Source organism: Streptomyces hokutonensis (assembly GCF_000376565.1).
GTDB lineage: Bacteria > Actinomycetota > Actinomycetes > Streptomycetales > Streptomycetaceae > Streptomyces > Streptomyces hokutonensis.
Window position 1 is genome coordinate 78,161 of record NZ_BARG01000068.1, and the last position, 25,686, is coordinate 103,846.

At 69.8% G+C, this 25,686-nt stretch carries 22 protein-coding genes and 1 pseudogene; 12 read left to right on the forward strand and 11 right to left on the reverse strand.

Annotated features, from left to right (window positions below):
• Positions 1-3 precede the first annotated feature (3 nt).
• The 3 genes from SSP08S_RS38920 to sucC all read right to left on the reverse strand — a co-directional run bounded on the left by SSP08S_RS38920 (position 4) and on the right by sucC (position 3,628).
• A complete protein-coding gene (locus tag SSP08S_RS38920; RefSeq protein WP_019073064.1) occupies positions 4-1,539 on the reverse strand; it encodes an aldehyde dehydrogenase family protein in 1,536 nt (511 codons plus the stop codon).
• A 65-nt stretch (positions 1,540-1,604) separates the two neighbouring features.
• Positions 1,605-2,486 carry a succinate--CoA ligase subunit alpha gene (gene sucD, locus SSP08S_RS38925; RefSeq protein WP_019073065.1) on the reverse strand — a complete coding sequence of 294 codons (882 nt, stop codon included), beginning with the start codon at positions 2,484-2,486 and terminating at the stop codon, positions 1,605-1,607.
• Positions 2,487-2,497: 11 nt separating this feature from the next.
• Positions 2,498-3,628 (reverse strand): ADP-forming succinate--CoA ligase subunit beta, encoded by a 1,131-nt coding sequence (gene sucC, locus SSP08S_RS38930; protein ID WP_019073066.1) that lies wholly within the window; start codon positions 3,626-3,628, stop codon positions 2,498-2,500.
• A gap of 154 nt (positions 3,629-3,782) precedes the next feature.
• Between sucC and SSP08S_RS38935 the strand changes: the two genes are divergently transcribed.
• The 5 genes from SSP08S_RS38935 (at position 3,783) to SSP08S_RS38955 (ending at position 11,766) form a co-directional block, all read left to right on the forward strand.
• Positions 3,783-5,465, forward strand: coding sequence for a thiamine pyrophosphate-binding protein (locus tag SSP08S_RS38935; protein ID WP_019073067.1), 1,683 nt, complete (start codon positions 3,783-3,785; stop codon positions 5,463-5,465).
• 11 nt (positions 5,466-5,476) lie between these two features.
• Positions 5,477-6,709: a formyl-CoA transferase gene (gene frc / locus SSP08S_RS38940; RefSeq protein ID WP_019073068.1), complete on the forward strand. Its 1,233-nt coding sequence runs from the start codon at positions 5,477-5,479 to the stop codon at positions 6,707-6,709.
• Between the two features lie 4 nt (positions 6,710-6,713).
• Complete coding sequence (locus SSP08S_RS38945; RefSeq protein WP_019073069.1) at positions 6,714-8,858, forward strand: acetate--CoA ligase family protein; 2,145 nt, start codon at positions 6,714-6,716, stop codon at positions 8,856-8,858.
• Between the two features lie 120 nt (positions 8,859-8,978).
• The gene (locus tag SSP08S_RS38950; RefSeq protein WP_026179215.1) at positions 8,979-10,367 is read left to right on the forward strand and encodes an OFA family MFS transporter; all 1,389 of its coding nucleotides are present in this window, start codon (positions 8,979-8,981) and stop codon (positions 10,365-10,367) included.
• A gap of 1 nt (position 10,368) precedes the next feature.
• Entirely contained in the window at positions 10,369-11,766 is a 1,398-nt protein-coding gene (locus SSP08S_RS38955) for an OFA family MFS transporter (RefSeq protein WP_019073071.1), read from the forward strand.
• A 117-nt stretch (positions 11,767-11,883) separates the two neighbouring features.
• Here the strand turns inward: SSP08S_RS38955 and SSP08S_RS38960 are convergent, their stop codons facing one another.
• The 4 genes from SSP08S_RS38960 to SSP08S_RS38975 form a co-directional block, all read right to left on the reverse strand.
• Positions 11,884-12,561: a GntR family transcriptional regulator gene (locus SSP08S_RS38960; protein ID WP_019073072.1), complete on the reverse strand. Its 678-nt coding sequence runs from the start codon at positions 12,559-12,561 to the stop codon at positions 11,884-11,886.
• A 181-nt stretch (positions 12,562-12,742) separates the two neighbouring features.
• Positions 12,743-13,681 carry a beta-ketoacyl-ACP synthase III gene (locus tag SSP08S_RS38965; RefSeq protein WP_019073073.1) on the reverse strand — a complete coding sequence of 313 codons (939 nt, stop codon included), beginning with the start codon at positions 13,679-13,681 and terminating at the stop codon, positions 12,743-12,745.
• A 150-nt stretch (positions 13,682-13,831) separates the two neighbouring features.
• Complete coding sequence (locus SSP08S_RS64315) at positions 13,832-13,966, reverse strand: MFS transporter small subunit (protein ID WP_019073074.1); 135 nt, start codon at positions 13,964-13,966, stop codon at positions 13,832-13,834.
• On the reverse strand, positions 13,935-15,278 hold the full coding sequence (locus SSP08S_RS38975; RefSeq protein WP_026179216.1) for an OFA family MFS transporter: 1,344 nt from the start codon (positions 15,276-15,278) through the stop codon (positions 13,935-13,937). The genes SSP08S_RS64315 and SSP08S_RS38975 overlap by 32 nt, the downstream gene beginning before the upstream one ends.
• A gap of 269 nt (positions 15,279-15,547) precedes the next feature.
• Between SSP08S_RS38975 and SSP08S_RS38980 the strand changes: the two genes are divergently transcribed.
• From SSP08S_RS38980 to fdhD, 3 genes and pseudogenes are all read left to right on the forward strand, one after another.
• Positions 15,548-16,519: a 2-dehydropantoate 2-reductase gene (locus SSP08S_RS38980; RefSeq protein WP_019073076.1), complete on the forward strand. Its 972-nt coding sequence runs from the start codon at positions 15,548-15,550 to the stop codon at positions 16,517-16,519.
• 10 nt (positions 16,520-16,529) lie between these two features.
• Positions 16,530-16,666 (forward strand): annotated as a pseudogene (locus SSP08S_RS63810) (2Fe-2S iron-sulfur cluster-binding protein); the annotation flags it as partial.
• Between the two features lie 7 nt (positions 16,667-16,673).
• Entirely contained in the window at positions 16,674-17,522 is an 849-nt protein-coding gene (gene fdhD / locus SSP08S_RS38985) for a formate dehydrogenase accessory sulfurtransferase FdhD (RefSeq protein WP_019073077.1), read from the forward strand.
• A 73-nt stretch (positions 17,523-17,595) separates the two neighbouring features.
• Here the strand turns inward: fdhD and SSP08S_RS38990 are convergent, their stop codons facing one another.
• Positions 17,596-18,426: a LysR family transcriptional regulator gene (locus SSP08S_RS38990; RefSeq protein ID WP_019073078.1), complete on the reverse strand. Its 831-nt coding sequence runs from the start codon at positions 18,424-18,426 to the stop codon at positions 17,596-17,598.
• Positions 18,427-18,578: 152 nt separating this feature from the next.
• On the opposite strand from SSP08S_RS38990, the gene SSP08S_RS38995 reads away from it, so the two are divergent.
• Positions 18,579-19,298, forward strand: a complete 720-nt coding sequence (locus SSP08S_RS38995) for an SDR family oxidoreductase (RefSeq protein ID WP_019073079.1) — start codon at positions 18,579-18,581, stop codon at positions 19,296-19,298.
• 12 nt (positions 19,299-19,310) lie between these two features.
• Here SSP08S_RS38995 and SSP08S_RS39000 read toward each other — a convergent pair whose 3' ends face one another.
• Together SSP08S_RS39000 and SSP08S_RS39005 are read right to left on the reverse strand one after the other, a co-directional pair.
• Positions 19,311-19,859, reverse strand: a complete 549-nt coding sequence (locus SSP08S_RS39000) for an isochorismatase family protein (protein WP_019073080.1) — start codon at positions 19,857-19,859, stop codon at positions 19,311-19,313.
• Positions 19,860-19,878: 19 nt separating this feature from the next.
• Positions 19,879-20,316 carry a MarR family winged helix-turn-helix transcriptional regulator gene (locus SSP08S_RS39005; protein ID WP_019073081.1) on the reverse strand — a complete coding sequence of 146 codons (438 nt, stop codon included), beginning with the start codon at positions 20,314-20,316 and terminating at the stop codon, positions 19,879-19,881.
• An 83-nt stretch (positions 20,317-20,399) separates the two neighbouring features.
• Between SSP08S_RS39005 and SSP08S_RS39010 the strand changes: the two genes are divergently transcribed.
• From SSP08S_RS39010 to SSP08S_RS39020, 3 genes are all read left to right on the forward strand, one after another.
• On the forward strand, positions 20,400-21,317 hold the full coding sequence (locus SSP08S_RS39010) for a quinone oxidoreductase family protein (RefSeq protein ID WP_019073082.1): 918 nt from the start codon (positions 20,400-20,402) through the stop codon (positions 21,315-21,317).
• Between the two features lie 157 nt (positions 21,318-21,474).
• The gene (locus SSP08S_RS39015; protein WP_019073083.1) at positions 21,475-23,346 is read left to right on the forward strand and encodes a sialidase family protein; all 1,872 of its coding nucleotides are present in this window, start codon (positions 21,475-21,477) and stop codon (positions 23,344-23,346) included.
• Positions 23,347-23,356: 10 nt separating this feature from the next.
• Positions 23,357-24,595, forward strand: coding sequence for a DUF5005 domain-containing protein (locus SSP08S_RS39020; RefSeq protein ID WP_019073084.1), 1,239 nt, complete (start codon positions 23,357-23,359; stop codon positions 24,593-24,595).
• Here the strand turns inward: SSP08S_RS39020 and SSP08S_RS39025 are convergent.
• Positions 24,528-25,544, reverse strand: a complete 1,017-nt coding sequence (locus SSP08S_RS39025; protein ID WP_019073085.1) for a bile acid:sodium symporter family protein — start codon at positions 25,542-25,544, stop codon at positions 24,528-24,530. The genes SSP08S_RS39020 and SSP08S_RS39025 overlap by 68 nt on opposite strands.
• Between the last annotated feature and the right edge of the window lie 142 nt (positions 25,545-25,686).

Here is a 25,686-nt window from a genome sequence, read left to right on the forward strand (position 1 = left end):
CGGTCACGGCATGAGCTGGTACTCAGGGAAGTTGCCCGGCAGCCGCTCCCCCACCGGCCCGTGCGTCACCGCGCGGACGAGGAGTTCGCCGCCGACGAAGGCGCCGCGCCAGGAGGCGCCGAACCCGCCGAACAACTCGTCGCGGTCGCCACGGGAACGCGGTGTGCCGTGCCCGACCTTGAACGCCCTTATCTGCGGGGCCAGTCGGTCGTAGGTCGCCCGGTCGTCGGTGGACAGGGTGGCGACCAGCGCGCCGTTGGACGCGTTCATCGCGGCGAGCAGCTCCGCCTCCGTGTCGACCAGGACGATGGTGTCGACCGGTCCGAACGGCTCCGCGTGGTGCAGCGGGGACGACGGTGGCGGGTTGAGGAGCGTGACGGGGCGGACGTACGCCGAAGTGTCCTGCCCGGGAAGGAAGTTCGCCTCGGACAGCGTGCCGCGGTGCAGCGGTACGGCGCCGCGGTCGATCGCCTCGGCCACCTGGTCGTGGAGTTCCTTGGCCTTGGCCGCGTTGATCACCGGGCCGAAGTCCAGCTCGGGGCAGGGGTCTTCGGCGTGCCGGACGGCAAGGGGGTGGCCGACGCGCAGAGTCCGGACCGCGGGGAGGTAGGCGGCGAGGAACTCGTCGAACAGCTCGCGCTGGACGACGAAGCGCGGATACGCGGTGCAGCGCTGCTTGCCGTAGTCGAAGAGCTTGGGGACGACGGCGGTGAGGGTGTCCCAGTCCGTGTGGTTCCAGATGCCCCAGGTGTTGAGTCCTTCCTGCTCCAGTACGTGCCGTTTGCCGAGGTCCGCGACGGCCGTGGCGACCGCGGCTCCGGTGTCGCGGCCGCCGACGAAGGAGACGCAGCCGATCTCGGGCGCCCGGACCAGCGCCTCGGACAGTTCGCCGCCGCTGCCGCTGACGAGGGTGACGGGGATGCCCTCGCGTGCGGCGAGCGCGCAGGCCAGGGTGAGGCAGGCGACGCCGCCGTCGGTCGGGGTCTTGGCGATGACCGCGTTGCCCGCCAGCGCCTGGACCAGCATGGCGTGGACCAGCACGCTCATCGGGTAGTTCCAGCTCGCGATGTTCGACACCGGTCCGTCGAGCGGGGTGCGGCCGGCGAGCATCGGTTCGATGCCGTCGACGTACCAGCGCACCCCGTCGATGGAACGGTCCACGTCGGCCTGCGCGAGCCGCCAGGGTTTGCCGATCTCCCAGACCAGCAGCAGCGCGAGGAGTTCTCGGTGCTCGGTGAGGGCGTCGAGCGTGGCGGCGACGCGGGCCCGCCGTTCGTCGAGCGGGACGTGCCGCCAGGCCCGGTGCTGGTCGAGGGAGGCGCGAACGGCCTGGTGGGCGGTGGACCGGTCCAGCCGGGGCGGTCCGGCGATGGGGCTGCCGTCGACGGGGGTGGTGGCGGGCAGGACCCGGCCGTCCCGCTGCCAGGCCGCGTTCCAGAGGTTGAGGACACGGTCGTCCTGGAACGCCTCGGGCGCGACGGCGAGACAACGCCGCCAGGCGTCATTCCAGGACGTACCGGTTTTGAGGGTTGATGCCATGCTTCTGCTCCGCTCTCGGTGCACAGTCGGGGCGGGGTGAGGCAGGAACGGTCGTACAGATGGGGCTAGTTGCGCTCCAGCCGGTCCAGCACCAGCCGGGCGGTCTCCGTCGGCGTACGCCCGACCCCGACTCCTGCGGCTTCCAGGGCCTCCTGCTTCGCCGCCGCCGTACCGGAGGAGCCGGACACGATGGCACCGGCGTGCCCCATCGTCCTGCCCTCGGGCGCGGTGAAGCCGGCGATGTAGCCGACGACCGGTTTGGTGACGTGGTCGCGGATGTAGGCGGCCGCCCGCTCCTCCGCGTCGCCGCCGATCTCCCCGATGAGCACGACGAGTTCGGTGTCGGGGTCGTCCTGGAACGCGGCGAGGCAGTCGATGTGGCTCGTGCCGACGACGGGGTCGCCGCCGATGCCGACGCAGGTCGAGAAGCCGATGTCCCGGAGCTCGTACATGAGTTGGTAGGTGAGCGTGCCGGACTTGGAGACCAGGCCGATGCGGCCCGGCTTGGTGATGTCGGCGGGGATGATGCCGGCGTTGGCCTGGCCGGGGGTGATCAGGCCGGGGCAGTTGGGGCCGATGATCCGGGTGCCCTTGGACCTGGCGTGGGCCGTGAAGGCGACCGAGTCGTGGACGGGGATGCCCTCGGTGATGACGACGGCGAGGCCGATGCCCGCGTCGGCGGCCTCGGTCACGGCTGCCTTGGCGAAGGCGGGCGGTACGAACACGACGGTGACATCGGCTCCCGTCGACCGCATACCGTCGGCGACCGATCCGAAGACGGGGACGGCCCGGTCGTCGAAGTCGACGGTGCGGCCCGCCTTGCGCGGGTTGACGCCGCCGACGACGTCCGTGCCGGCGGCGAGCATCCGGCGGGTGTGCTTCATGCCCTCGCCGCCGGTCATGCCCTGGACGAGGACCTTGCTCTCCTTGGTGAGGTAGATCGCCATGTCCCGGCTCCTTAACGCGCGTTGGCGAGGTCGGCGGCGCGGCGGGCGGCGCCGTCCATGGTGGTGGCCTGCTGGACGAGGGGATGGGCGTGACCGTCGAGGATCGCCCGGCCGCGGGCCGCGTTGTTGCCGTCGAGCCGGACCACCAGCGGCTTGGTCAACCGGATGCTGTCCAGCGCCCGCACGATCCCGTCGGCCACCGCGTCGCATGCGGTGATCCCTCCGAAGACGTTGACGAAGACCGACTTCACGGCCGGGTCGGAGAGGATGACGGAGAGCCCGTCGGCCATGATCCGGGCCGAGGCCCCGCCCCCGATGTCGAGGAAGTTGGCTGGACGGGCACCACACCCGGCGACCACGTCGAGCGTCGACATGACCAGGCCCGCGCCGTTGCCGATGACGCCGACCTCGCCGTCGAGCTTGACGTAGTTGAGTCCCTTCGCGGCTGCCGCAGCTTCCAACGGATCGTCGTGCACCGCGCCCTCGGCACCCCAACGCGCCTGCCGGAAGCGGGCGTTGTCGTCGAGGGTGACCTTGCCGTCGAGGGCGAGGATCTGCCCCTGCCGGGTGCGCACGAGCGGGTTCACCTCGACGAGGACGGCGTCCTCGCGGACCAGCACCTCCCACAGCCGGACGAGGACGTCGACGGTCTGCGGCGGCAGCCCGGCCGCCTCGGCGATCTCGGCCGCCTTCGCCGAGGTGACGCCCTCGACCGGGTCGATGTGCATACGGGCGACCGCATCCGGTCGACGGGCGGCGACCTCCTCGATCTCCATACCGCCCTCCGCGGACGCGATCGCGAGGAAACGGCCGGCCGCGCGGTCGAGGACGTAGGAGACGTAGAACTCGCTCTCGATGTCGACGGGTTGGGCCAGCATCACCGTGCCGACCGTGTGCCCCTTGATGTCCATGCCGAGGATCTGCCGTGCGGTCAGCTCTGCGGCAGCCGGGTCGGCGGCGAACTTCACCCCGCCCGCCTTTCCTCTCCCACCGGTCTTCACCTGGGCTTTCACCACCACCCGGCCGCCCAGTCGGCGGGCGATCCCGCATGCCTCCTTGGACGAGGAGGTGACCTCGGCCCGGGGCACCAAGATGCCGTGTTCCTCGAAGAGTTCCCTTGCCTGGTGCTCGTACAGGTCCATCTCGGCTCCCTCTCGGCTCCCACTTAAAAGTGCCGCACGCCCCCTGGACACCACCCACCGGATGCGGGATAACAAGCTTCATACAGTATTCGTCGACTGTATGCAATGTACCGCGAGAGCCTTCCAACCCCCTACGAAGGGACAGGACTTCGCCATGCCCGACGACACCCAGGACGTGATTTCCGGTGGTCATCTCGTCGCCAAAGCCCTGAAGGCCGAGGGGGTCGACCGCATCTACACCCTGTGCGGCGGCCACATCATCGACATCTACGACGGCTGTGTCGACGAGGGCATAGAAGTCGTCGACGTACGCCACGAGCAGGTGGCAGCCCACGCGGCGGACGGCTACGCACGCATCACCGGCAGGCCCGGGTGCGCGGTCGTCACCGCGGGTCCCGGTACCACCGACGCCGTGACCGGTGTCGCCAACGCGTTCCGCGCGGAGTCCCCGATGCTGCTGATCGGCGGTCAAGGGGCCCTCACCCAGCACAAGATGGGGTCTCTGCAGGACCTGCCGCACGTCGACATGATGACGCCGATCACCAAGTTCGCGGCGACCGTGCCGGACACCGCACGCGCCGCCGACATGGTGTCGATGGCGTTCCGCGAGTGCTACCACGGCGCGCCCGGGCCCTCCTTCCTGGAGATCCCGCGCGACGTCCTCGACGCCAAGGTGCCGCTGAGCAGGGCGCGGGTGCCGAAGCCCGGTGCCTATCGCGCCTCGACCCGCTCGGCCGGCGACCCCGAGTCGATCGAGAAACTCGCCGACCTGCTGGTCCACGCCGAGAAGCCGGCGATCCTGTTGGGCAGCCAGGTGTGGACGACTCGCGGCACCGAGGCGGCCATCGACCTCGTCCGCACCCTCAACATCCCCGCCTACATGAACGGCGCCGGCCGCGGCACCCTCCCGCCCGGCGACCCGCACCACTTCCAGCTCTCGCGCCGGTACGCCTTCTCCCACGCCGACGTCATCGTCATCGTCGGCACGCCCTTCGACTTCCGCATGGGCTACGGCAAGCGCCTCTCCCCCGACGCGACCGTCGTGCAGATCGACCTCGACTACCGCACCGTCGGCAAGAACCGCGACATCGACCTCGGGATCGTCGGCGACGCGGGGCTCGTCCTGAAGTCGGTCACGGACGCCGCATCGGGACGGCTCAACGGCGGTGCGTCCAGGCGCAAGGAGTGGCTCGACGAACTGCGCGCCGTCGAACAGGCCGCGATCGAGAAGCGGTTGCCGAGCCTCAAGTCGGACGCCTCACCGATCCACCCGTACCGTCTGGTCAGCGAGATCAACGACTTCCTCACCGAGGACTCCATCTACATCGGCGACGGCGGCGACATCGTCACCTTCTCCGGGCAGGTCGTCCAGCCCAAGTCCCCCGGCCACTGGATGGATCCGGGCCCGCTGGGCACCCTCGGCGTCGGCATCCCCTTCGTCCTCGCGGCGAAGCAGGCACGGCCGGACAAGGAGGTCGTCGCGCTGTTCGGCGACGGCGCGTTCTCCCTCACCGGCTGGGACTTCGAGACCCTCGTCCGCTACGACCTCCCGTTCGTCGGCATCGTCGGCAACAACTCCTCGATGAACCAGATCCGTTACGGCCAGGCCGCCAAGTACGGCCTGGAGCGCGAGCGGGTCGGCAACACCCTCGGCGACGTCCACTACGACAAGTTCGCCCAGATGCTGGGCGGTTACGGCGAGGAGGTCCGCGACCCGGCCGACATCGCACCCGCGCTGCGGCGCGCCCGCGAGTCGGGCAAGCCGTCGCTGATCAATGTCTGGGTCGACCCGGACGCGTACGCCCCCGGAACCATGAACCAGACGATGTACAAGTGAGGTGAACGGCCATGACCGCCAGGGCACTTGAGGGCATCCGCGTCCTCGACATGACGCACGTCCAGTCCGGCCCCTCCGCCACCCAGCTGCTCGCCTGGCTCGGCGCCGACGTCGTCAAGCTGGAGGCACCGACCGGCGACATCACACGCAAGCAGCTGCGCGACCTCCCGGACGTCGACTCCCTCTACTTCACGATGCTCAACTGCAACAAGCGGAGCATCACCCTCAACACCAAGACCGAGCGCGGCAAGGAGATCCTCACCGAACTGATCCGGCGCTCCGACGTGATGGTCGAGAACTTCGGGCCGGGCGCGGTCGACCGTATGGGGTTCACCTGGGACCGCATACAGGAGATCAATCCCCGCATTGTGTATGCGTCCATCAAGGGCTTCGGGGACGGCCCGTACACCAACTTCAAGGCGTACGAGGTCGTCGCGCAGGCCATGGGCGGATCGATGTCGACCACCGGCTTCGAGGACGGGCCACCCCTGGCCACGGGCGCTCAGATCGGTGACTCCGGCACAGGAGTGCATACAGTAGCCGGGATACTGGCGGCACTCTTCCAGCGGGAGAGCACCGGCCGGGGTCAGCGCGTCAACGTGGCCATGCAGCACGCCGTGCTGAACCTGTGCCGGGTGAAGCTCCGCGACCAGCAGCGTCTCGCCCACGGCCCGCTCGCCGAGTACCCGAACGAGGACTTCGGCGACGAGGTGCCCCGCTCCGGCAACGCGTCCGGCGGCGGCCAGCCCGGCTGGGCCGTCAAGTGCGCGCCGGGCGGCCCGAATGACTACGTGTACGTCATCGTGCAGCCCGTCGGCTGGAAGCCGCTCACCGAGCTGATCGGCCGGCCCGAACTGGCCGAGGATCCCGAGTGGGCGACGCCGGAGGCCCGGTTGCCGCAGCTGGCCAAGATGTTCCAGCTGATCGAGGAGTGGTCGTCCACCCTGCCCAAGTGGGAGGTGCTGGAGAAGCTCAACGCCCACAACATCCCGTGCGGGCCGATCCTGTCGACCAGGGAGATCATCGAGGACGCCTCGCTGGTCGCCAACGAGATGGTCGTGACGGTGCCGCACCCCGAGCGCGGCGAGTTCGTCACCGTCGGCAGTCCGCTGAAACTCTCCGACTCCCCCGTGGACGTGACCAGTTCACCGCTGCTCGGCGAGCACAACGAAGAGGTCTACATCGGCGAACTCGGTCTCGGCGACGAAGAGTTGCGCCTCCTCAAGTCGAACGGGGTGATCTGACGTGATGGCAGAGGACCGGGTGCTGAAGGTGCGCGCCCTGCTCGACTCCGTGCGGGCCGAAGGGCGGTTCGCGCTGACCGCGCCGGAGGGCAAGGTGATCGCCGATGCGTACGGGATCGCCGTACCGGGCGAGGAGTTGGCGACGGACGTCGACGAGGCGGTGGCGTACGCGGCGCGGTTCGGCGGGCCCGTCGTGATGAAGATCGTCTCGCCCGACATCCTGCACAAGACCGACGCCGGCGGCGTGATCGTCGGGGTGGAGGGCGCGGCGGATGTACGGGCCGCGTTCCACAGGATCGTCGACAACGCGCGGGCGTACGACGCGCAGGCCCGCATCGAGGGCGTGCAGGTGCAGGAGTTGCTGCCCCAGGGACAGGAGATCATCGTCGGCGCGGTGACCGACCCGACGTTCGGGAAGGTGGTCGCGTTCGGGCTCGGCGGGGTACTGGTCGAGGTGCTCAAGGACGTGACGTTCCGGCTCGCGCCCGTGAGCGCGGACGAGGCGTTGTCGATGCTGGACTCGATCCGGGCGGCGGAGATCCTGCGCGGGGTGCGTGGCGCCCCGGCCGTCGACCGGTGGGCGATCGCGGAGCAGATCCGCCGGGTGTCCCAACTGGTCGCGGACTTCCCGGAGATCGCCGAGGTGGACCTCAACCCGGTGATCGCGACTCCGGAGGGCGCGGTCGCGGCGGACATCCGGGTGATCCTCGCCGAGTCGCAGCCGGTAGCCCGTCGACGGTATACACGCGACGAGATCCTGACGACCATGCGCCGCCTCATGGAGCCGAACTCGGTCGCCGTGATCGGTGCCTCCAACGAGCAGGGCAAGATCGGCAATTCGGTGATGCGCAATCTCGTCGACGGTGGTTTCGCCGGCGAGATCCACCCGGTGAACCCCCGGGCCGATGACATCCTCGGCCGCAAGGCGTACAAGAGTGTCACGGACGTTCCCGGTGAGGTGGATGTGGCCGTCTTCGCCATTCCCGCCAAGTTCGTGGCAGCGGCGCTGGAGGAGGTGGGTCGCAAGAACATCCCCAACGCCGTCCTCATCCCCTCCGGGTTCGCCGAGACCGGTGAGGTCCAACTCCAGGAAGAGATCGTCGAGATCGCCGAGCGATACGGGGTGCGGCTGCTCGGGCCGAACATCTACGGCTACTACTCGACCTGGCAGGACCTGTGCGCCACGTTCTGCACGCCGTACGACGTGAAGGGCGGGGTGGCGCTGACCTCGCAGTCCGGTGGCATCGGCATGGCCATCCTGGGGTTCGCGCGGACCACGAAGACGGGTGTGTCGGCGATCGTCGGGCTCGGCAACAAGTCGGACCTGGACGAGGACGACCTGCTGACCTGGTTCGGCGAGGACCCGCACACGGAGTGCATCGCGATGCACCTGGAGGATCTCAAGGACGGGCGCGCGTTCGTCGAGGCGGCCCGAAAAACCGTACCCCGTAAGCCTGTTGTGGTCCTGAAGGCCGGTCGTACGGCGGCGGGTGCGAAGGCCGCCGGGTCGCACACGGGCGCGCTGGCCGGCGACGACGCCGTGTACACGGACATTCTCAAGCAGGCCGGGGTCATCCGTGCCCCCGGGCTCAACGACATGCTGGAGTACGCGCGTGGACTGCCGGTGCTGCCAACTCCCAAGGGTGACAACGTAGTTATCATCACGGGCGCCGGCGGCAGTGGCGTTCTGCTCTCCGACGCGGTGACCGACAACGGCCTCTCCCTGATGGAGATTCCGCCCGATCTGGACGCGTCCTTCCGGGAGTTCATCCCGCCCTTCGGGGCCGCGGGCAACCCGGTCGACATCACCGGGGGCGAGCCGCCGTCGACGTACGAGGCGACGATCCGGCTGGGACTGGAAGATCCGCGCATCCACGCGCTGGTTCTCGGCTACTGGCACACCATCGTCACTCCCCCGATGGTCTTCGCGGAGCTCACCGCGCGCGTGGTCGCCGAGTTCAGGGAACGCGGCATCGAGAAGCCGGTGGTGGCGTCGCTCGCGGGTGACGTGGAGGTCGAGGAGGCGTGCCAGTACCTGTACGAGCGCGGGGTGGTGGCGTACCCGTACACGACGGAGAAGCCGGTGGCCGTGCTCGGCGCGAAGTACCAATGGGCGCGTGCGGCGGGGCTGTTGGGCGGTGGTTCATGACGTGAGCCGACACGGGGCCGGTCGACAGTGCGGTCGGCCGGCCCCGGGGACCCGTGCGCACACGAAAGGCGATGGACAGGGGGCGCTGGCCAGAACTTTCGACGCAAGGGGCACTGAGCGATGGCAACAACGGACTACTCGACGTCCGTCCCTTTCAGGGAGGTGACGGACCGTCACGGCCGCGTGTACCGCATCGGCGAATCCGATGTCGACATCATGGGCCGTACCCGCAAGTGGATGGTCGTCCTGCCCTGGGTGGGGATGATGGGCATCAGTTCCGCCGAGTACGCGTTCACGTCGGCGGAGGACACGCTCCACGACGCGCATCTGTGGAGCAGTGGGCACATCTTCTGGCTGATGGGCGTCTGGGTGTTCTTCCAGGCGGCCATGGCCTTCCCCGCCGGGCAGTTGCGGGAGAGCGGCCGGCTTCCGGCCCGTACGGCCATGTTGATCGGCGCGCTCGGCACGCTGCTGGGCTATCTGGCACTGGCGTTCGCGCCGAACGTGCTCGTCGCGTACCTGGGATTCGGTATGTGCAGCGGCATCGGCGCCGGTCTTGTGTATGCGACCTGCGTGAACATGGTCGGCAAGTGGTATCCGGAGCGCAAGGGCGGCAAGACCGGCTTCGTGAACGGCGGATTCGCCTACGGGTCCGTGCCGTTCGTGTTCCTGTTCACCTCGGTGCTGGATCTCGGCAACTACAAAGTGCTGCTCAGCCTGGTCGGTGTCGGGCTGTGTCTGGTGGTGGCGTCGGCCGGCTGGTTCTTCCGTGATCCGCCGAAGAACTGGTGGCCCGCGCACGTCGATCCGCTGAAGGCGGCCCAGGACCCCAGGATCCGGCGGGCGTTGGAGAAGAACCCGCCGGCGGTCAAGCAGTACACCCCGAGGGAGGCCGCCCGTACGCCCGTGCTCTGGATGATGTGGTTCTGTCTGCTGTGCACGGCCGGCATCAACATCTTCGGCATCGCCTTCCAGGTGCCGTTCGGCAAGGACATGGGCTTCGCGGGCGGGATCGTGGCCACGGCGATGTCCCTGAAGGCGATCGTGAACGGCACCGGGCGCGGAGTCATCGGCTGGATCTCGGACCGTTTCGGCCGCCGTCACACGCTGATCATCGTATGCATTGTGCTGGGTACCGCCCAGTTCGGTGTGCTGGTCTCGGGCCAGATGGGCAGCATGCCGTTCTTCCTGTTCTGCTCCATGGTCTCGGGTTTCGGCGGCGGGGCGATCTTCCCGCTGTTCGCGGCCATGACGGCGGACTACTTCGGTGAGAACAACAACGCCAGCAACTACGGGATGGTCTACAGCTCGAAGCTGATCTCGGGGCTCGTCGGCTCCGGTCTGGGCGCGGTCGTCGTCGGTGAGTGGGACTACCACGGCGCGTTCGTGCTGGCCGGTTCCGTGGGTCTGGCCTCCGCGGTGCTGGCGCTCTTCCTCAAGGCTCCGGGCAGGCCCAGCGCCCGGCGTATCGCCCCCAACCCGCAACCGCTCGGCGAGGAGATGGCGTGACATGACCGCAGATCCCATCACCACGAACGAATCCGGCGCCGCGAACCGTCCCTACCGTGAAGTGACCGACGCCAACGGCCGCATATACCGCGTCGGCGAGACCGACCGCGACATCCTCGGCCACTCACGCAAGATCATGATCTATCTGCCATGGATCGCCATGATGGCGATCAGTGTCTTCGAGTACGCGTACGGCTCGGCGGAGGACACCCTGTCCAGCGCGCACGGCTGGACGCAGAGCAACACCTTCTGGATCCTGAGTGTGTGGGTCTTCTTCCAGGCCGGCATCGCCTTCCCGGCGGGCTGGCTGCGGGAGAAGGGCATCCTGACGGCCCGCAAGGCGATGTACACCGGCTCGGTGCTGTGCGTGATCGGTTTCCTCGCGCTGTCCCACCTGGACAACGTGTGGCTGGCGATCATCGGCTTCGGCGTGATCGGCGGCATCGGCGCCGGACTGGTCTACGCGACGTGCATCAACATGGTCGGCAAGTGGTTCCCCGAACGGCGGGGCGCCCGCACCGGGTTCGTCAACGGCGGCTTCGCGTACGGCTCGCTGCCGTTCATCTTCATCTTCAACTACGCCTTCGACACCGGGAATTACCACCGGGTCCTGGATCTGATCGGCTGTTACATCCTGATCGTGGTGTTCGGGTGCGCGTTCTTCTTCAAGGACCCGCCGAAGAACTGGTGGCCCGCCGACATCGATCCGCTGACCTACGGCGGCAACGACAAGAGCGCGACGAGCCTCGCCAAGAACCCCCCTGCGGTACGGCAGTTCACCCCCAAGGAGGCCATCCGCACCGGCATGCTGCCGCTCATGTGGCTGTCGATCGTGCTGACCGCCGGGGTGTCGATCTTCGGGATCTCCTTCCAGGTCGACTTCGCGAAGGACGTGGGCTTCGGCCCGCTGGTGGCGGCCTCGTCGATGGGCGTCATGGCCGTCATCAACGGCATCGGCCGCGCGGTGGTCGGCTGGCTGTCCGACCTGTGGGGCCGCAAACTCACCCTGGTCTTCGTCATCGTCGTCCTGGGCCTCGCCCAGTTCGGCGTGATCTGGGCCGGCCATCTGCGCAGCGAGTGGCTGTTCCTGTTCTTCGCGTTCCTCTCCGGTTTCGGCGGCGGCGCCTTCTACCCGATGTTCGCCGCACTGACCCCGGACTACTTCGGCGAGAACTTCAACGCCACCAACTACGGCCTGGTGTACAGCGGAAAGCTCATCAGCGGCCTGTTCGGCGGCGGCCTCGGCTCGATGGTGGTGGCCGCCTGGGGCTACAACGGCGCCTACGCACTGGCCGGCGGCGTCTCGATGGTGGCGGCGGCGATCGCGCTGCTGCTGCGCCAACCGGGGCGCGGGGACCGGGAGTCGGCGCCCGTTCCCCAACCGCAGCCCGCGACCTGACAGTTCGTCCCACGGCACGGCCAAAGACCTGTCCGGTCCTACCCGATGGCCCTCCTCAATACGGGAGGGCCATCGCCGCCTTCGGAACCTGTCGGTGCGTCAGAAGCCTTGTGGGGCTCAGGACTTCTCGCGCTCGTGGTACGACCGCCGGGTGTGCTCGGTGTGTTCGCGCATCAGGAGGCTCGCGCGCAGTTCGTCGCGGGCCTCGATCGCGTCGATCAGGTGACGGTGCTCGATCCAGGACGTCAGGCCGCGCTGCCGGGCCACCGGCGTGTAGTACCAGCGGACGCGGCGGTCGACCTGTGCGGCGAGTTCGGCGAGAACCGCGTTGCCGGCCAGTTCCATGACCTTGGCGTGGAAGCGGGCGTTCATGGCGACGGCGGCGTCCACGTCGTCCGCGTCGACGGCCCGCTCACCCTCCGCGCAGAGTTCCCGGAGGACGGCGATGCCGGCGCTGCCCGCGTCGGCGGCGGCCAGGCGGGCGGCCTCGGCCTCCAACAGGGTGCGTACGGTGAGGAGTTGGTCGGCCTCCTCCTCCGTCGGCTCGTGCACGAACGCGCCCTGGGCGGGCCGCAGATCGACCCAGCCCTCGGTGTTGAGCCGCTGGAGCGCCTCCCGCACGGGCTGCCGGGACACTCCGAGGTGCCCGGCGAGTTCGCTCTCGACGAGGTGCTGGCCGGGCTGCAGGGCGCGCGTGGTGATGAGTTCGAGCAGCGCCTCGTAGACACGGTCGCGCAGCGGGCCCGGGCGTTCCAGCTTGGGCACCGCCCCCTGCGGCAGTCCTTGCGACAACATCGCGGTCCCCCTCCTGGGCAACATCGGCATTTTGCAGACAGTAGCCAGCAGACAATGGCCGTACACGGCCGTACGACCAAGTATCGATTGTCTATCGTCTACAGTCTACGGCGCACAGTAGCCAGAGGGTGCGGGAGTCGACCTCGTCACATCCAGGGTCACACCTGAGCGTCCGCGCAGGTCACGGACACCGCACGACCTGACCGGCGTACGACAGATTCCCGCCGAAGCCGAACAGCAGGACGGGGTCGCCGGTGCGGACGGCTCCTTGTTCGACGAGCTTCGAGAACGCGAGGGGGATGCTGGCGGCGGAGGTGTTGCCCGATTGGATGACATCGCGGGCGACGACCGCGTTGACGGCGCCGATCTTCTCGGCGAGGGGCTCGATGATACGCAGGTTCGCCTGGTGGAGGACCACACCGGCGAGGTCGGCGGGGGTGAGGCCGGCCTTCTCGCAGGCCTTGCGGGCGATGGACGGGAGCTGGGTGGTGGCCCAGCGGTAGACGCTCTGGCCCTCCTGCGCGAACCGCGGGGGCGTGCCCTCGATCCGTACCGCGTGGCCCATCTCGGGCACGGATCCCCACAGGACCGGTCCAATGCCTGGTTCGTCGGCGGCCTCCACGACGGCCGCGCCCGCTCCGTCACCGACGAGGACACAGGTCGTACGGTCGCTCCAGTCGGTGACCTCGGACATCTTGTCGGCGCCGATGACCAGGGCCCGTACGGCCGCTCCCGCGCGGACGGCGTGGTCGGCGGTGGCGAGGGCGTGGGTGAAGCCGGCGCACACGACGTTGACGTCCATGGCGGCCGGCGAGGGGATGCCGAGGCGGGCGGCGACGCGGGCGGCCATGTTCGGGGAGCGGTCGATGGCCGTGGAGGTGGCGACCAGGACGAGGTCGATGTCCCCGGGCGTCAGACCGGCGGCGGCCAGCGCCTTGGCGGCGGCGTGCGCGGCCAGCTCGTCGACGGGCTCGTCCGGTCCGGCGATGTGCCGGGTCTTGATGCCGACCCGGGAGGTGATCCACTCGTCACTGGTGTCGACCATGCCCGCCAGGTCCTCGTTGGTGAGTACCTTGGCGGGCTGGTAGTGGCCGACGGCGGCGATCCGCGTGCCGTTCATTGGGTGGTCCCCCTCGTTGCCTTGGGTAGCGGGATCCACCAGTCTTGCCAGTGACTCGCGGGTACGACGGCAGGTGATGCCACAGGAAACTGCCGTCCGGGTTGTCGGCTTCTGTCATCCGTCCTGTGGTCGACGGTATGCACCGAACATTCAGCCGGTGAACAGCTGCTTCGCCTTGAGGATCAGTTCGTAGAGGCCGTAGACGAGGGGTGCGCCGACCCAGAGCCAGGCGAAGGCGATCAGCGGTCGTCGGTCAGGCGGGCTCTGACTGCTGTCGTTCGACATCGGCGGCCTCCCTCTGGGCGGGGATGTGGTGGCGGGCGTCGACGGGGCGGACGAGTTCGTTGGCGACGAACCCGATGACGAGCAGCCCGATCATGATGATGAAGGAGGTGTCGTAGAGGGAGGCACCGTGTTTGCCGGCGTCCTTCTGGTGGTCGGCGATCCAGTTCACGATCAGCGGTCCGAGGACACCGGCGAGGGACCAGGCGGTGAGCAGCCGGCCGTGGATCGCGCCGACCTGGTAGGTCCCGAAGAGGTCCTTCAGGTACGCGGGTACGGTCGCGAAGCCGCCGCCGTAGAAGGAGAGGATCACCAGCGCGCACAGGATGAACAGCGGCTTCGAGGAGTCGCCGAACAGGGCGATGAGCGCGTACATGACGGCGCCGACGCCCAGGTAGACGCGGTAGATGTTCTTGCGGCCGATCAGGTCGGAGGTCGACGACCAGCCGATGCGGCCCGCCATGTTGGCGGCGGAGAGCAGTGCGACAAAGCCGGCGGCGGCCGACACCGAGACCGGTGTGGAGGTGTCCGCGAAGAAGTCCGTGATCATCGGGGCGGCCTTCTCCAGGATGCCGATGCCCGCGGTCACGTTCATGCACAGGACGACCCACAGGCACCAGAACTGCGGGGTGCGCACGGCGCTGTTGGCGGAGACCTGTACGCCGGTGAGGGCGGGGGCGCCGGCCGTGTTCGCCGGGTCCTGGGAGCCTTCGACGCGCGGCACCCGTACGAGCAGCACGCCGAGTGTCATGAAGACCGCATACGAAAGACCGAGTACGAGGAAGGTCTGCGCGATGCCGGTGTTGTCGGAGCCGAACGACTTCAGCATCTGAGCGGACCACGGGGAGGCGATGAGCGCGCCGCCGCCGAAGCCCATGATGGCGATGCCGGTGGCCATGCCGGGCCGGTCCGGGAACCACTTGATCAGGGTCGAGACCGGTGAGATGTAGCCGATGCCGAGGCCGATGCCGCCGACGAAGCCGTAGCCGAGGACGATCAGCCAGAACTGCTTGGTCTCCGCGCCCAGTGCGGAGATCAGGAAGCCGGAGGAGAAGCAGATCAGGGCGACGGTCATCGCCCAGCGCGGTCCGTTGCGTTCGACGAGGGTGCCGCCGAACGCGGCCGAGAGGCCGAGCATGACGATGGCGAGCTGGAAGGGCAGCGCGCTCTGCGTGCCGCTGAGGTTCAGTGAGGATTCGAGCGGCGGCTTGAAGACGCTCCAGGCGTAGGCCTGGCCGATGGAGAGGTGCACCGAGAGGGCGGCGGGGGGAACCAGCCAGCGGCTCCACGCCGGGGGTGCTACTGGGGGACTCATGATCCCGGACGGTAGGGAGTGACAGGGGAGTTGAGAAGGCGGCGCGTCGACCGTGTGCGATGAGCGGTATGCAGAATGCGCCGAACGGTCGCCGCCGGAACGGTAGTTGACGCAACGGTCGCTGTCCGAACCCTTGCCGACCCTCGACTCCATACTGTAGACAATATTTCGTCGACACTGTTCGGCTGCCTTCCGCACCGACCGGACGGCAGCCACGGCAGCACGGCAGCCACCTCCGCGGTACTCCCTCGACCGAACGGAGAGTCCCAGTGAAAGTCGCAGTCCTCGGCGCCGGTGCGATCGGCGCCTATGTCGGCGCCTCGCTCCACCGTGCGGGCGCCGATGTGCATCTCGTCGCCCGTGGACCGCATCTCGCGGCCATGAGGCAGCACGGCGTCCAAGTCCTGAGTCCCCGCGGCGACTTCACCGTCCGCACCCATGCCACCGACGACCCGGCGGAGATCGGCCCGGTCGACTTCGTCCTCCTCGGTCTGAAGGCCAACTCGTACGCGGCGTGCGGGCCGCTCATCGAGCCCCTGCTGCACGACACCACGGCGGTGGTGGCGGCCCAGAACGGCATCCCGTGGTGGTACTTCCACGCGCACGGCGGCCCCTACGACGGGCAGCGCGTCGAGAGTGTGGACCCGGGCGGCGCCGTCAGCGCGGTGCTCGCACCCGAGCGGGCCGTCGGCTGTGTCGTCTACGCGGCGACGGAGCTCGCGGGACCGGGAGTTGTGCGCCATCTCGAGGGCACCCGGTTCTCGATCGGGGAGCCCGACCGGAGCGTCTCGGGGCGCTGTCTCGCGCTGAGCGAGGCCATGCAGGCGGGCGGGTTGAAGTGCCCGGTCGAGCCGGAGCTGCGCAACGACATCTGGCTCAAGCTGCTCGGCAACATCTCCTTCAACCCGATCAGCGCGCTGGCCCGCGCCACCATGCGGCAGATGTGTCTGCACGGCGGCACCCGCAGGGTCATCGAGATCATGATGACCGAGACGCTGTCCGTCGCCGAGGCGCTGGGCTGCGAGGTCGGCGTCTCCATCGAGCGGCGGCTCGCGGGCGCGGAGCGCGTCGGCGACCACCGCACCTCGACGCTCCAGGACCTGGAGCGCGGCAAGCCGCTCGAACTCGACGTACTGCTCGCGGCCGTCGTCGAGTTGGCGGAGATCACCGGCGTGGAGGTGCCCACCCTGCGCACCGTGCACGCCATCTCGGACCTGCTGGCGCTGAGGAGCGCCGCATGAGGAGGAGCGGGTGGGCCGCCGGCCCACCCGGCACGTGCAGGACAATGAGAGCGTGAGGGTCACCCACCGCACAACAGCCGGGTGACCTACGGCGACTTTCGCAGCAAGGGCCGCTTCGGCCACCAGCACGTACAGAACCGGGGCTGATCAGGACATGGGACGAGTCACGGAACGACGCAAGGTGATCCGGATCCGCGACGGCGCGGTCTCCAGCCGTCCGGACACGCTCGTCGCCGAGGAACCCCTGGAGATCCGGCTCAACGGCAAACCCCTCGCGATCACCATGCGGACACCGGGCGACGACTTCGCGCTCGCGGCCGGGTTCCTGGTCAGCGAAGGCGTACTGGCGAATGCATACGATCTGCGGAACATCGTCTACTGCGCGGGGGCGACGGTCGACGGCACGAACACGTACAACGTCGTCGACGTACGCACCGCCCCGGACGTGGTGATCCCGGACATCACGCTCGAGCGGAACGTGTATACGACGTCCTCGTGCGGTCTGTGCGGCAAGGCGAGCCTGGACGCGGTCCGGACGACGACCCGCTGGCCGATCGCCGACACTCCCCCGGTCCGTGTCGAACCCGCGCTGCTCGCGAGCCTCCCCGACCGGCTGCGCGCGGCCCAGCGGGTCTTCGACCGGACCGGGGGTCTGCACGCGGCGGCCCTGTTCAGCGAGGAGGGCGAGCTGCTGGACGTACGGGAGGACGTGGGCCGGCACAACGCGGTCGACAAGCTGGTCGGCCGTGCCCTGCAGAACGGCGACCTGCCGCTGTCCCGGGTCATCCTGCTGGTCTCCGGCCGGGCCTCGTTCGAGCTGGCGCAGAAGGCCGTGATGGCCGGGATCCCGGTACTGGCGGCGGTGTCGGCGCCCTCGTCGCTGGCCGTGGACCTGGCGGCGGAGACGGGCCTGACCCTGGTGGGCTTCCTGCGGGGCAGCAACATGAACGTGTACGCGGGCGAGGACCGCATCGCCCTGACGGCCGCGGCCACCCAGGGCTGACGCCCTCGCCCCGCGGCACGGCGGCGGGGCCCCGGCCGGCGGGGAGCGCCCCCTGCGCCGCAGGGGCCCCGCCTCAGCCCGGCCCCTCCATGCCCTGCGCGACCCGTACGAACGCCGTGACGAGGGGTGAGCGGCGGGTCGTCTCCCAGACGAGGATCACCTCGTCGGGTGCGGCGTCGGTGACGGGGACGTAGGTGATGTCGGGGCGGGAGTACTGCTCGGCGACGGAGACGGGGACGAGGGTGATGCCCGCTCCGGAGGCGACGTTCTCGAACTTCTCCTCGATGCTGCGGATCGGTACGTCGTCGGGGTCGGGGTTCGGGTTGAGGTAGCGCAGCCAGGTCTCGCCGTCGAGGTCGGCCAGGACGAGGTCCGGTTTGCCGGCGAGCCGGTGGTCGGCGGGGAGCATGGCCACCCGGGGCTCGGTGAACAGCGGGAGCAGGGTGAGGCCCTGTTCGCGGATGGGGCGGCGCAGATAGGCGAGGTCGACGGTGCCGTCGAGGACGAGTTGTTCCTGGTCGTCCCATTCGACGCGGCGGGCCTTGACCTCGGCGTCGGGGTGGGCGGCGGCGAAGGCGCGCAGCGTGGGGGTGATCACGACACCGGCGCGGAAGCCGACGACGAGGCGGTGCGGCCCGTGTGCGGCGCGCTGCACCCTGCGGCGGGTGGCGTTCGCGGAGGCGAGCAAGGTCCGTCCGTCGTCGAGGAGTTGGCGTCCGGCGGCGGTCAAGGTCACGCCGTGGCTGTCGCGTTCGAAGAGGGTGGCGTCCAAGTCCTTTTCCAGGGCCCGGATCTGACGGCTCAACACCGGCTGCGCGATGTGCAGCTGTTCGGCCGCGCGTCCGAAGTGGAGCAGTTCGGCCACCGCCACGAAGTAGCGGACCTTCCGCAGGTCGAGGTCCATGGGTCCCACCGCCTCCCTGCCGCTGCCGTTGTCGTTGCTGTCGCCGTCGGCGATGCCTTCAGGGTATCGCCGTCGCCGAAAGAGGTCTTGGACGGCGGGGTGGTGGCGACCGCAGGCTGGACGGCGTCACAGCAATACGAAAGGGGCAGGTCATGGGAGTGCGAGGACAGCGGATCGTCGTCATCGGCGGTACGGCGGGCATCGGGCTCGCGGTCGCGGAGGCGGCCGGGCGGGAGGGCGCCCAAGTGGTGGTCGCCTCGCGCCGGCAGGAGAGCGTGGACGCGGCGCTGAAGCGGCTCCCCGAGGACGCGGAGGGCCGGGTGCTCGACGCGAGCGACGAGAACGCGGTGCGGGGCTTCTTCGCGGAGCTCGGCGGCTACGACCACCTGGTGTACACGGCGGGTGAGGCGCTGCTGATGGAGAGCGTGGCGGAGTCCGACCTCGGGCGGTCCCGGGCGTTCCTGGACACCCGGTTGTGGGGTGCGTACACGGCGGTGAAGTACGGTGCCGGGTCGATCCGGGAGGGCGGTTCGGTGGTGCTGACCACGGGTACCGCCGGGCGCAGGCCGATGTCCGGTACGTCCGTCGCCGCCGCGTTGTGCGGGGCGATGGAGTCGCTGACCCGGGCGCTGGCCCTGGAGCTGGCGCCGGTGCGGGTCAATGTGGTGGCGCCGGGTGTGGTCCGTACCGAGTTGTGGCGGGAGTTGGGCGAGGAGGACCGGGACGGACTGTTCGAGTCCGTCGCCGGGTCGCTCCCGGTCGGCCGGATCGGCGAGCCGGCCGATGTCGCCGAGGCGTATCTGTATCTGATGCGTGGCGGCTACAGCACGGGGTCGACGGTGGTCGTGGACGGTGGCACGGTCCTCGTGTGATGCCCCGCCCGCTCAACTCCCCTCTGTGAACCGCATCTCCGCCGCCGTCACGACCGACCCCAGCCGTGGGAAGTCGAGCTTGACCGACGCCTGGTGCTCGGCCGCGGTGAACGCGCTCATCGCGTCCTCGACGAAGACGAGGTCGTAGCCGAGGTCGCCGGCGGCGCGGGCGGTGGATTCCACGCCGAGGTTGGTGGCGATCCCGCCGAACACCAGGGTGTCGACGCCCCGTTGGCGCAGGCGTTCGTCAAGTCCCGTGCCCTGGAAGCCGCCGATGGTCCGCTTCACGATCTCCAGGTCGCCGTCCTCGGCCAGCCCGGCGGCGAGTCCGCTGCCGGAGGGCTGTTCGGTGATGCCGGGGCGTTCGACCCGGATCAGTACGACGAGCGCTCCGGCGGAGCGGAAGGCGGCGGCCAACTCCTCGGCCACGGAGAGGACTTCGGTGCCCTTGTACGGTTCGAGCGGCAGCGCGACGATGCGGTCCATCAGGTCGACGAGGACCAGGGCGGTGCGCGCGGGGTCGAGGGCGAGCCGGGGTTCGGGAGTCTGCGGTGGGGTCATGACGGAACGTTAGCTCCCGTCAGCCCTCCGTACCGGAGATCCGGATCAACAGGTCCATGAACCGGTCGCGTTCGGCCACCGTCAGTGGAGCGAGGAGCCGGTCGTTGGCCTCGCGGGCCGCCTTCTCGCACCGCTTCAGCAGCCGTGCGCCCTCCGCCGTGAGCGACACCGCGTTCTTGCGGCGGTCCTTCGGGTCCGGCTCGCGGACGACCAGGTGTGCGGCCTGGAGGTCGTTGAGGACGCCGACGAGGTCCTTGGGGTCGAGCCCGACACCGCGGCCGAGGTCGGCCTGGGCGACGGGGGCGAGATCGCGGACGGCGGAGAGGACCACGTGGTGCCACATCTTGAGGCCTTCGGCGGCCAGGGCCTCGGCGACCAGGGCCCGGCCGCGGGCGGCGGCCCGGCCGAGGAGCCAGCTGGGGAGGGAGCGGATCGCGGGGAGGGGTGCTTCGGCCATGTGCGCAGCCTAGCGAAAAGTCGTTGGACTTCCCAATGAAATCGTGAATACCATGGGGACTCCCAACGATTTCTGGAGGTGCGATGCGTCGCGTCCGGTACGAGTCCTCCGGCGGCCCGCTGTTCCTGGAGGAGGCCCCCGTCCCCGAGCCGGGCCCGGGTGAGCTCCTCGTGCGTACCGAGGCGGTCGGGGTCACCCTGCCCGTCGTCCGCAAGGTCTCCGAGGCGGCCGAGCCGATCCCGCTGGGCGGTGAGATCGCGGGCGAGGTGGTCGCCGTGGGACAGGGCGTGACCCGTTTCGAGGTGGGCGAGCGGGTGACGGGACTGTGCTTCGGGCACGGTTACGCCGACTTCGCCGTCCTCCGTGAGGCCATGGCCTCCCCCGTGCCCGGCACCGCCTCCGCGGTCGACGCGGTCGCGCTCGTCCGCAGCGGCCTGGTGGCCCTCGGCGTGCTGGACGCGGCCCGGCCCGAGCCCGGCGAGGCCGTGCTGATCACGGCCGCGGCGAGCGGAGTCGGCCATCTCGCCGTGCAGTTGGCGAGGGCGCGGGGTGCGGGGCGGGTGGTGGGCGCGGTCTCCGATCCGGCGAAGGGCGGCTTCGTGCGCGCCCTGGGTGCCGACGAGGTGATCGGCTACGACGCGTTGGACTCGGTCGAGCCCGTCGACTGCGTACTCGACGCGGTGGGCGGCGAGTTGCTCACCCCGGCGGTCGCCGCGCTCGTCCCGGGCGGGCGGCTCGTGGCGTACAGCTCGGGCGGCGGGACGATCCAGGCGTACGACCTTCTCGTGGGCGCGAAGTCCGTGATCGGGTTCCAGATGGCGCGAATAGCGCGCGGGAGGCCGGAGTGGTACGAGCGGTGGCGGCGGGAGCTGTGGCGGTTGTTCGCCGAGGGTGCCCTGAGGCCTTGCGTGCACGGAGAGTTCGGGCTGGCGGAGGCGGCTGAGGCGCACGAGGTGATCGAGTCGCGGGGCAACCTGGGCAAGGTCGTGCTGCGGCCCTGAGGCGCCCGGCCCGCCCCTGTCACCCCGTCAACTTCCTGGACACCGACCGCTGCACGCTTCTTGTGAGGCTCCGGATGCCCCAACTAACGTCTGTGACGCGCCCGTTGGACGTGGGATGTCCGGATGTCAAGACGAATGAAGGGCAGGTCGCACCACCATGCCGTCAAGTCTTCGCGCACGTCTGAGATCCACCCTCACCGCCGCACTCACCCTGGCCGCGCTGCTCATGCTGCCCAGCCCCGCGCACGCCGCCGCTCAAACCACCTCCCCCACACCCGAGTTCGACCAGCAGGTCCTCTTCAAGGCGTCCCAGGATCCGGGCTACGCCTGCTTCCGGATCCCGGCCGTCGTGAAGACGAACGACGGGACGCTGCTCGCGTTCGCCGAGGGCCGGGTCCTCAACTGCGGTGACGCCGCGGACATAGACATCGTCGTCAAGCGCTCCACCGACGACGGCGCCACCTGGAGCCCGCTCCAGGTCGTCAACCGCGGCGGCGGCGACACGCACGGCAACCCGGCGCCCGTCGTGGACCGGAGGACGGGCCGGATCCTGCTCGCCGAGACGTACAACACGGGCCGTACGGACAGCGCCAGTTGCTCGGTCCCCTGCGACCGCACCCCGCATCTGCAGTACAGCGACGACGACGGCCTCACCTGGTCGCAGCCGCGTGACCTGAGCGACGAGATCCTGCCCCCGAAGTGGAACTCCTGGTACGCCACCGGCCCCGTGCACGGCATCCAGCTCACCCGCGGCAAGCACAAGGGCCGGCTCGTGTTCGGCGTCAACACCGAGACCTGGGACGGGACTCGGGTCACCGCGAACAACGCGGCGCTGATCGTGAGCGACGACGGCGGCGACCACTGGAGGATCGGTGCCACCGACTCGTACCCGATCGCCGCCGACGGGACCTGGCGGCAGAAACCGTCCGAGCTGACGATGACCGAGCGCACCGACGGTTCGATCCTGGTGAGCGGCCGTGAGCAGGACGGCACCGACCTCGGCCACCGCACCCAGGCGGTCAGCCGCGACGGCGGCGACAGCTTCACCGCGCCCTTCCGCGACCTGCCCGGCCTGTACGCCCCGCAGGTCCAGTGCGCCACCCTCGGTCTCGGCTCCCGCATCCTGCTGTCCTGCGACGCGGACCCCGACCGCCGCCGGACGATGATGATCCGGTCCTCCTACGACGGCGGGCGCACCTGGGACAGCGTGGACCGCGGCACGGTGGTGACGAAGGACTGGTCCGGCTACTCCGACATGGCGCGCATCGACGGGGACACGGTGGGCCTGCTCTACGAGGGCGGCGCCGTGTCGGCGACCGACGAGATCCGTTTCGCCCGCTTCAACGAGGCCTGGCTGCAACCGCGTCGGGGCCCGGACCCGACGACCGCCGACCTCGCCCCGCACGCGAAGCGCGCGGCGGTGCTCGGCGGCGCCCAGGAGACGGACGGCGTCTCGGGCGGCGCGTTGTCCTTCGACGGTGTCGACGACGCCGTACGACTGCCCTACAGCGACCGACTGCCGCTGGGGACAAAGGACTTCACGGTCTCCCTCTGGTTCCGCTACACCGCTACGACCGGTGATCAGCCGTTCCTGTGGATGGGCGGGGTCGGTACCAGTCAGCCGCAGGTGTGGCTGCGCGGTGAGCCCGCCGGCAACCATGTGCGGGCGCTGATCACCACCCGGGACGGTGCGACGGCCGTCCACACCACCTCCGTGGTGACCGCCGGCGCCTACAACGACGGGCAGTGGCATCACGCCGTGGTACGGCGCGGCGGCGGTCAGTTGACGCTCTCCGTGGACGGAACGACGGTGAGCACGACGGACGTCGTGGGGTCCGTGAGCCGCAACTCGCCCTTCGGCGTGCACCTCGGCCAACGGGTGGACAGCCTGGTGTACTTCACCGGGTCGCTCGACGAAGTCCACGTCTGGGACCGGCTGTTGACGGACGACGAACTGACTGCGGAGAAGCCGCCGACCGCCGGGACCGTGCTGTGGCTGCCCATGGACCAGGTGAGCGGCAGCCACTAACGTCCCGGGCGTGCCCGAGGACCGACGAGCACGACAGCGGAGGGGAGCCGGGGTCGGCCTGCTGCTGACCCTGGCTCTCGCGGCCGTGCTGCTCACCGCCCTCCCGAAGGACCACGACCGGGAGGGCGGCGGCGCCTGCCCGGCCCGTACGGTGCGCTCCTGGTCGGCCGACACAAAACTCACCAACTCCTTTGTCGCGTACGGCGACGACGCGACCCGCACCGACGACTGGACCGGCGGCGACGGCACCCACTCGGTGCGGCTGCCGGACGGGCGGGTGCTGTGGCTGTTCTCCGACACCTACCTCGGCCAGGTGCACGGCCCGCCCAATCCGGTCGGCGAGTCGTACGCCTGGCGGGACACCACCGCGCCGCTGGTGCGCAACTCGGCGGTCGTGATGCGCGACGGCCACCCCCAACTCACGCTCCCCGCACCGCTGTTCCCCGATCCGGGCCCGAACGAGTGGCGTTGGCCGGTCGCGGCCCGTCTCGAGCCCCGCTCCCCCGGCTCGGCCGAGTCCGTCGTACGGGTGCTGCTGTGGACGCGGACGGCCGGGCAGTACCCGTGGATCTACGGGGTGCCGACCGCGACCGAGGTGGCCACGCTGTCGCTGCCGGACCTGCGGGTGGAGTCGATCGTGAAGGTCTTCGACCAGCGGCTGGTCCAAGACCCGTCCCGGCGGGTGCAGTTCGGGACGACGCTGGTCGCGGTGGGCGGGTGGACGTATGTCTTCGGCGGGAACGACGCGCAGGCGGCGGCCCGGCCGACGTCCTCGGCGTATGTGGCGCGGGTGCCGGAGGGGCGGCTCGGGGAGCCGGGGGCCTGGGAGTACTGGGACGGTTCGGCGTGGACGGCCCGGGCCGGGCCGCGGCCGGTGCTCGGGGACGGCCGGCACACCGGGGTGGGGAGCGCGTTCTCGGTGGTGCGGGACGGGGGGACGTACGTCCTGTTCACGATGGCGGCGGGCAGCCGGGGACTGACCACCGTCACCTCGTACTGGGCCTGTTCGCCCGTCGGGCCGTGGCACGGACCGGCCCGGGGATTCAGTCCGCCGCTGCCGGCCGGGCAGGTCGCCGCGTACAACCCGCAGACGCATCCGGCGCTCGGCGGCGACGGGCGGATCGTGCTCAGTTACGACGTCAACTGGCTGGACGCGACGGCCACTTCGGCGGCCTGGAACCTCAGCCGGAACGTGTCGCTGTACCGACCGCGGTTCGTGACCCTGCGGTTGGGGCCGCCGCCCCGGTGACTTCGGGCTGCGGATCGCGGGCGCGGCGCTTGGCGATGACCGCGCACACCATCAGCTGCATCTGGTGGAAGAGCATCAGCGGCAGTACGGCGAGGGAGGCGTGGGCGCCGAACAGGACGCTGGCCATGGGGAGTCCGGAGGCGAGGGACTTCTTCGAGCCGGCGAACTGGATGGCGATCCGGTCCTCCCGGTCGAAGCGCAGCGCCCTGCCGCCGTACCAGGTCAGGGTCAGCATCACGGCGAGGATGACGGCCTCGACGGCGAGCAGTCCGGCGAGGCGCAGGGCGCTGACCTGGTGCCAGATGCCCTGGACCATGCCCTCGCTGAACGCGGTGTAGACGACGAGGAGGATCGAGGCGCGGTCGACGTAGCCGAGGACCTTCTTGTGCCGGGTGATGAAGCCGCCGACCCAGCGTCGCAGCAGCTGCCCGGCGAGGAACGGCACGAGGAGCTGCAGCACGATCTTGACGACGGAGTCGGCGGAGAAGCCACCCGCGTTGCCGCCGAGCAGGGCGGCGGCCAGCAGCGGGGTGATGACGATGCCGGCGAGTGAGGAGAAGGAGCCGGCGCAGATCGCGGCGGGCACGTTGCCGCGCGCGATCGACGTGAACGCGATCGAGGACTGCACGGTCGACGGGACGAGGGTGAGGAAGAGCAGCCCCTGGTAGAGGGGGTGGGTCAGGAGCACCGGGACGAGGCCGCGGGCGGCCAGGCCGAGCAGCGGGAAGACGACGAAGGTGCAGGCCAGGACGGTGGTGTGCAGTCGCCAGTGCTTGAGGCCGTCCAGTGCCTCGCGGGTGGAGAGGCGGGCGCCGTAGAGGAAGAAGAGGAAGGCGATGGCGGCCGTAGACGCGCCCGAGGCGACATCGGCGCCGGTGCCCCGGGCGGGGAGGAGTGCGGCGACGCCGACCGTCCCGAGGAGCAGCAGGATGTAGGGGTCGATCGGCATCCGACTGGGCCGTCGCAGGCGTTTCACTGTGCTCCACTGTCTCGCTGTACGTCCGCCCGTCCGGCGCGGACCGGTGCCCTCCCCATCGTCCTCCTCCGCCTCTTGATCGGGAATCCGTCATACCGCTCTGACTGCCATCACG

Excerpts from the sequence above, each read along its gene's own strand:
- SSP08S_RS38975 (WP_026179216.1), bottom strand. The coding sequence starts at position 15,278 with ATGAGTCCCCCAGTAGCACCCCCGGCGTGGAGCCGCTGGCTGGTTCCC.
- SSP08S_RS38935 (WP_019073067.1), top strand. The coding sequence starts at position 3,783 with ATGCCCGACGACACCCAGGACGTGATTTCCGGTGGTCATCTCGTCGCC.
- SSP08S_RS64315 (WP_019073074.1), bottom strand. The coding sequence starts at position 13,966 with ATGTCGAACGACAGCAGTCAGAGCCCGCCTGACCGACGACCGCTGATC.
- sucC (WP_019073066.1), bottom strand. The coding sequence starts at position 3,628 with ATGGACCTGTACGAGCACCAGGCAAGGGAACTCTTCGAGGAACACGGC.
- sucD (WP_019073065.1), bottom strand. The coding sequence starts at position 2,486 with ATGGCGATCTACCTCACCAAGGAGAGCAAGGTCCTCGTCCAGGGCATG.
- SSP08S_RS38955 (WP_019073071.1), top strand. The coding sequence starts at position 10,369 with ATGACCGCAGATCCCATCACCACGAACGAATCCGGCGCCGCGAACCGT.
- SSP08S_RS38965 (WP_019073073.1), bottom strand. The coding sequence starts at position 13,681 with ATGAACGGCACGCGGATCGCCGCCGTCGGCCACTACCAGCCCGCCAAG.
- SSP08S_RS39000 (WP_019073080.1), bottom strand. The coding sequence starts at position 19,859 with ATGACCCCACCGCAGACTCCCGAACCCCGGCTCGCCCTCGACCCCGCG.
- SSP08S_RS39005 (WP_019073081.1), bottom strand. The coding sequence starts at position 20,316 with ATGGCCGAAGCACCCCTCCCCGCGATCCGCTCCCTCCCCAGCTGGCTC.
- SSP08S_RS38960 (WP_019073072.1), bottom strand. The coding sequence starts at position 12,561 with ATGTTGTCGCAAGGACTGCCGCAGGGGGCGGTGCCCAAGCTGGAACGC.
- SSP08S_RS39010 (WP_019073082.1), top strand. The coding sequence starts at position 20,400 with ATGCGTCGCGTCCGGTACGAGTCCTCCGGCGGCCCGCTGTTCCTGGAG.
- SSP08S_RS38995 (WP_019073079.1), top strand. The coding sequence starts at position 18,579 with ATGGGAGTGCGAGGACAGCGGATCGTCGTCATCGGCGGTACGGCGGGC.
- SSP08S_RS38945 (WP_019073069.1), top strand. The coding sequence starts at position 6,714 with ATGGCAGAGGACCGGGTGCTGAAGGTGCGCGCCCTGCTCGACTCCGTG.
- frc (WP_019073068.1), top strand. The coding sequence starts at position 5,477 with ATGACCGCCAGGGCACTTGAGGGCATCCGCGTCCTCGACATGACGCAC.
- SSP08S_RS38950 (WP_026179215.1), top strand. The coding sequence starts at position 8,979 with ATGGCAACAACGGACTACTCGACGTCCGTCCCTTTCAGGGAGGTGACG.
- SSP08S_RS38920 (WP_019073064.1), bottom strand. The coding sequence starts at position 1,539 with ATGGCATCAACCCTCAAAACCGGTACGTCCTGGAATGACGCCTGGCGG.
- SSP08S_RS39025 (WP_019073085.1), bottom strand. The coding sequence starts at position 25,544 with ATGCCGATCGACCCCTACATCCTGCTGCTCCTCGGGACGGTCGGCGTC.
- SSP08S_RS38990 (WP_019073078.1), bottom strand. The coding sequence starts at position 18,426 with ATGGACCTCGACCTGCGGAAGGTCCGCTACTTCGTGGCGGTGGCCGAA.
- SSP08S_RS39015 (WP_019073083.1), top strand. The coding sequence starts at position 21,475 with ATGCCGTCAAGTCTTCGCGCACGTCTGAGATCCACCCTCACCGCCGCA.
- fdhD (WP_019073077.1), top strand. The coding sequence starts at position 16,674 with ATGGGACGAGTCACGGAACGACGCAAGGTGATCCGGATCCGCGACGGC.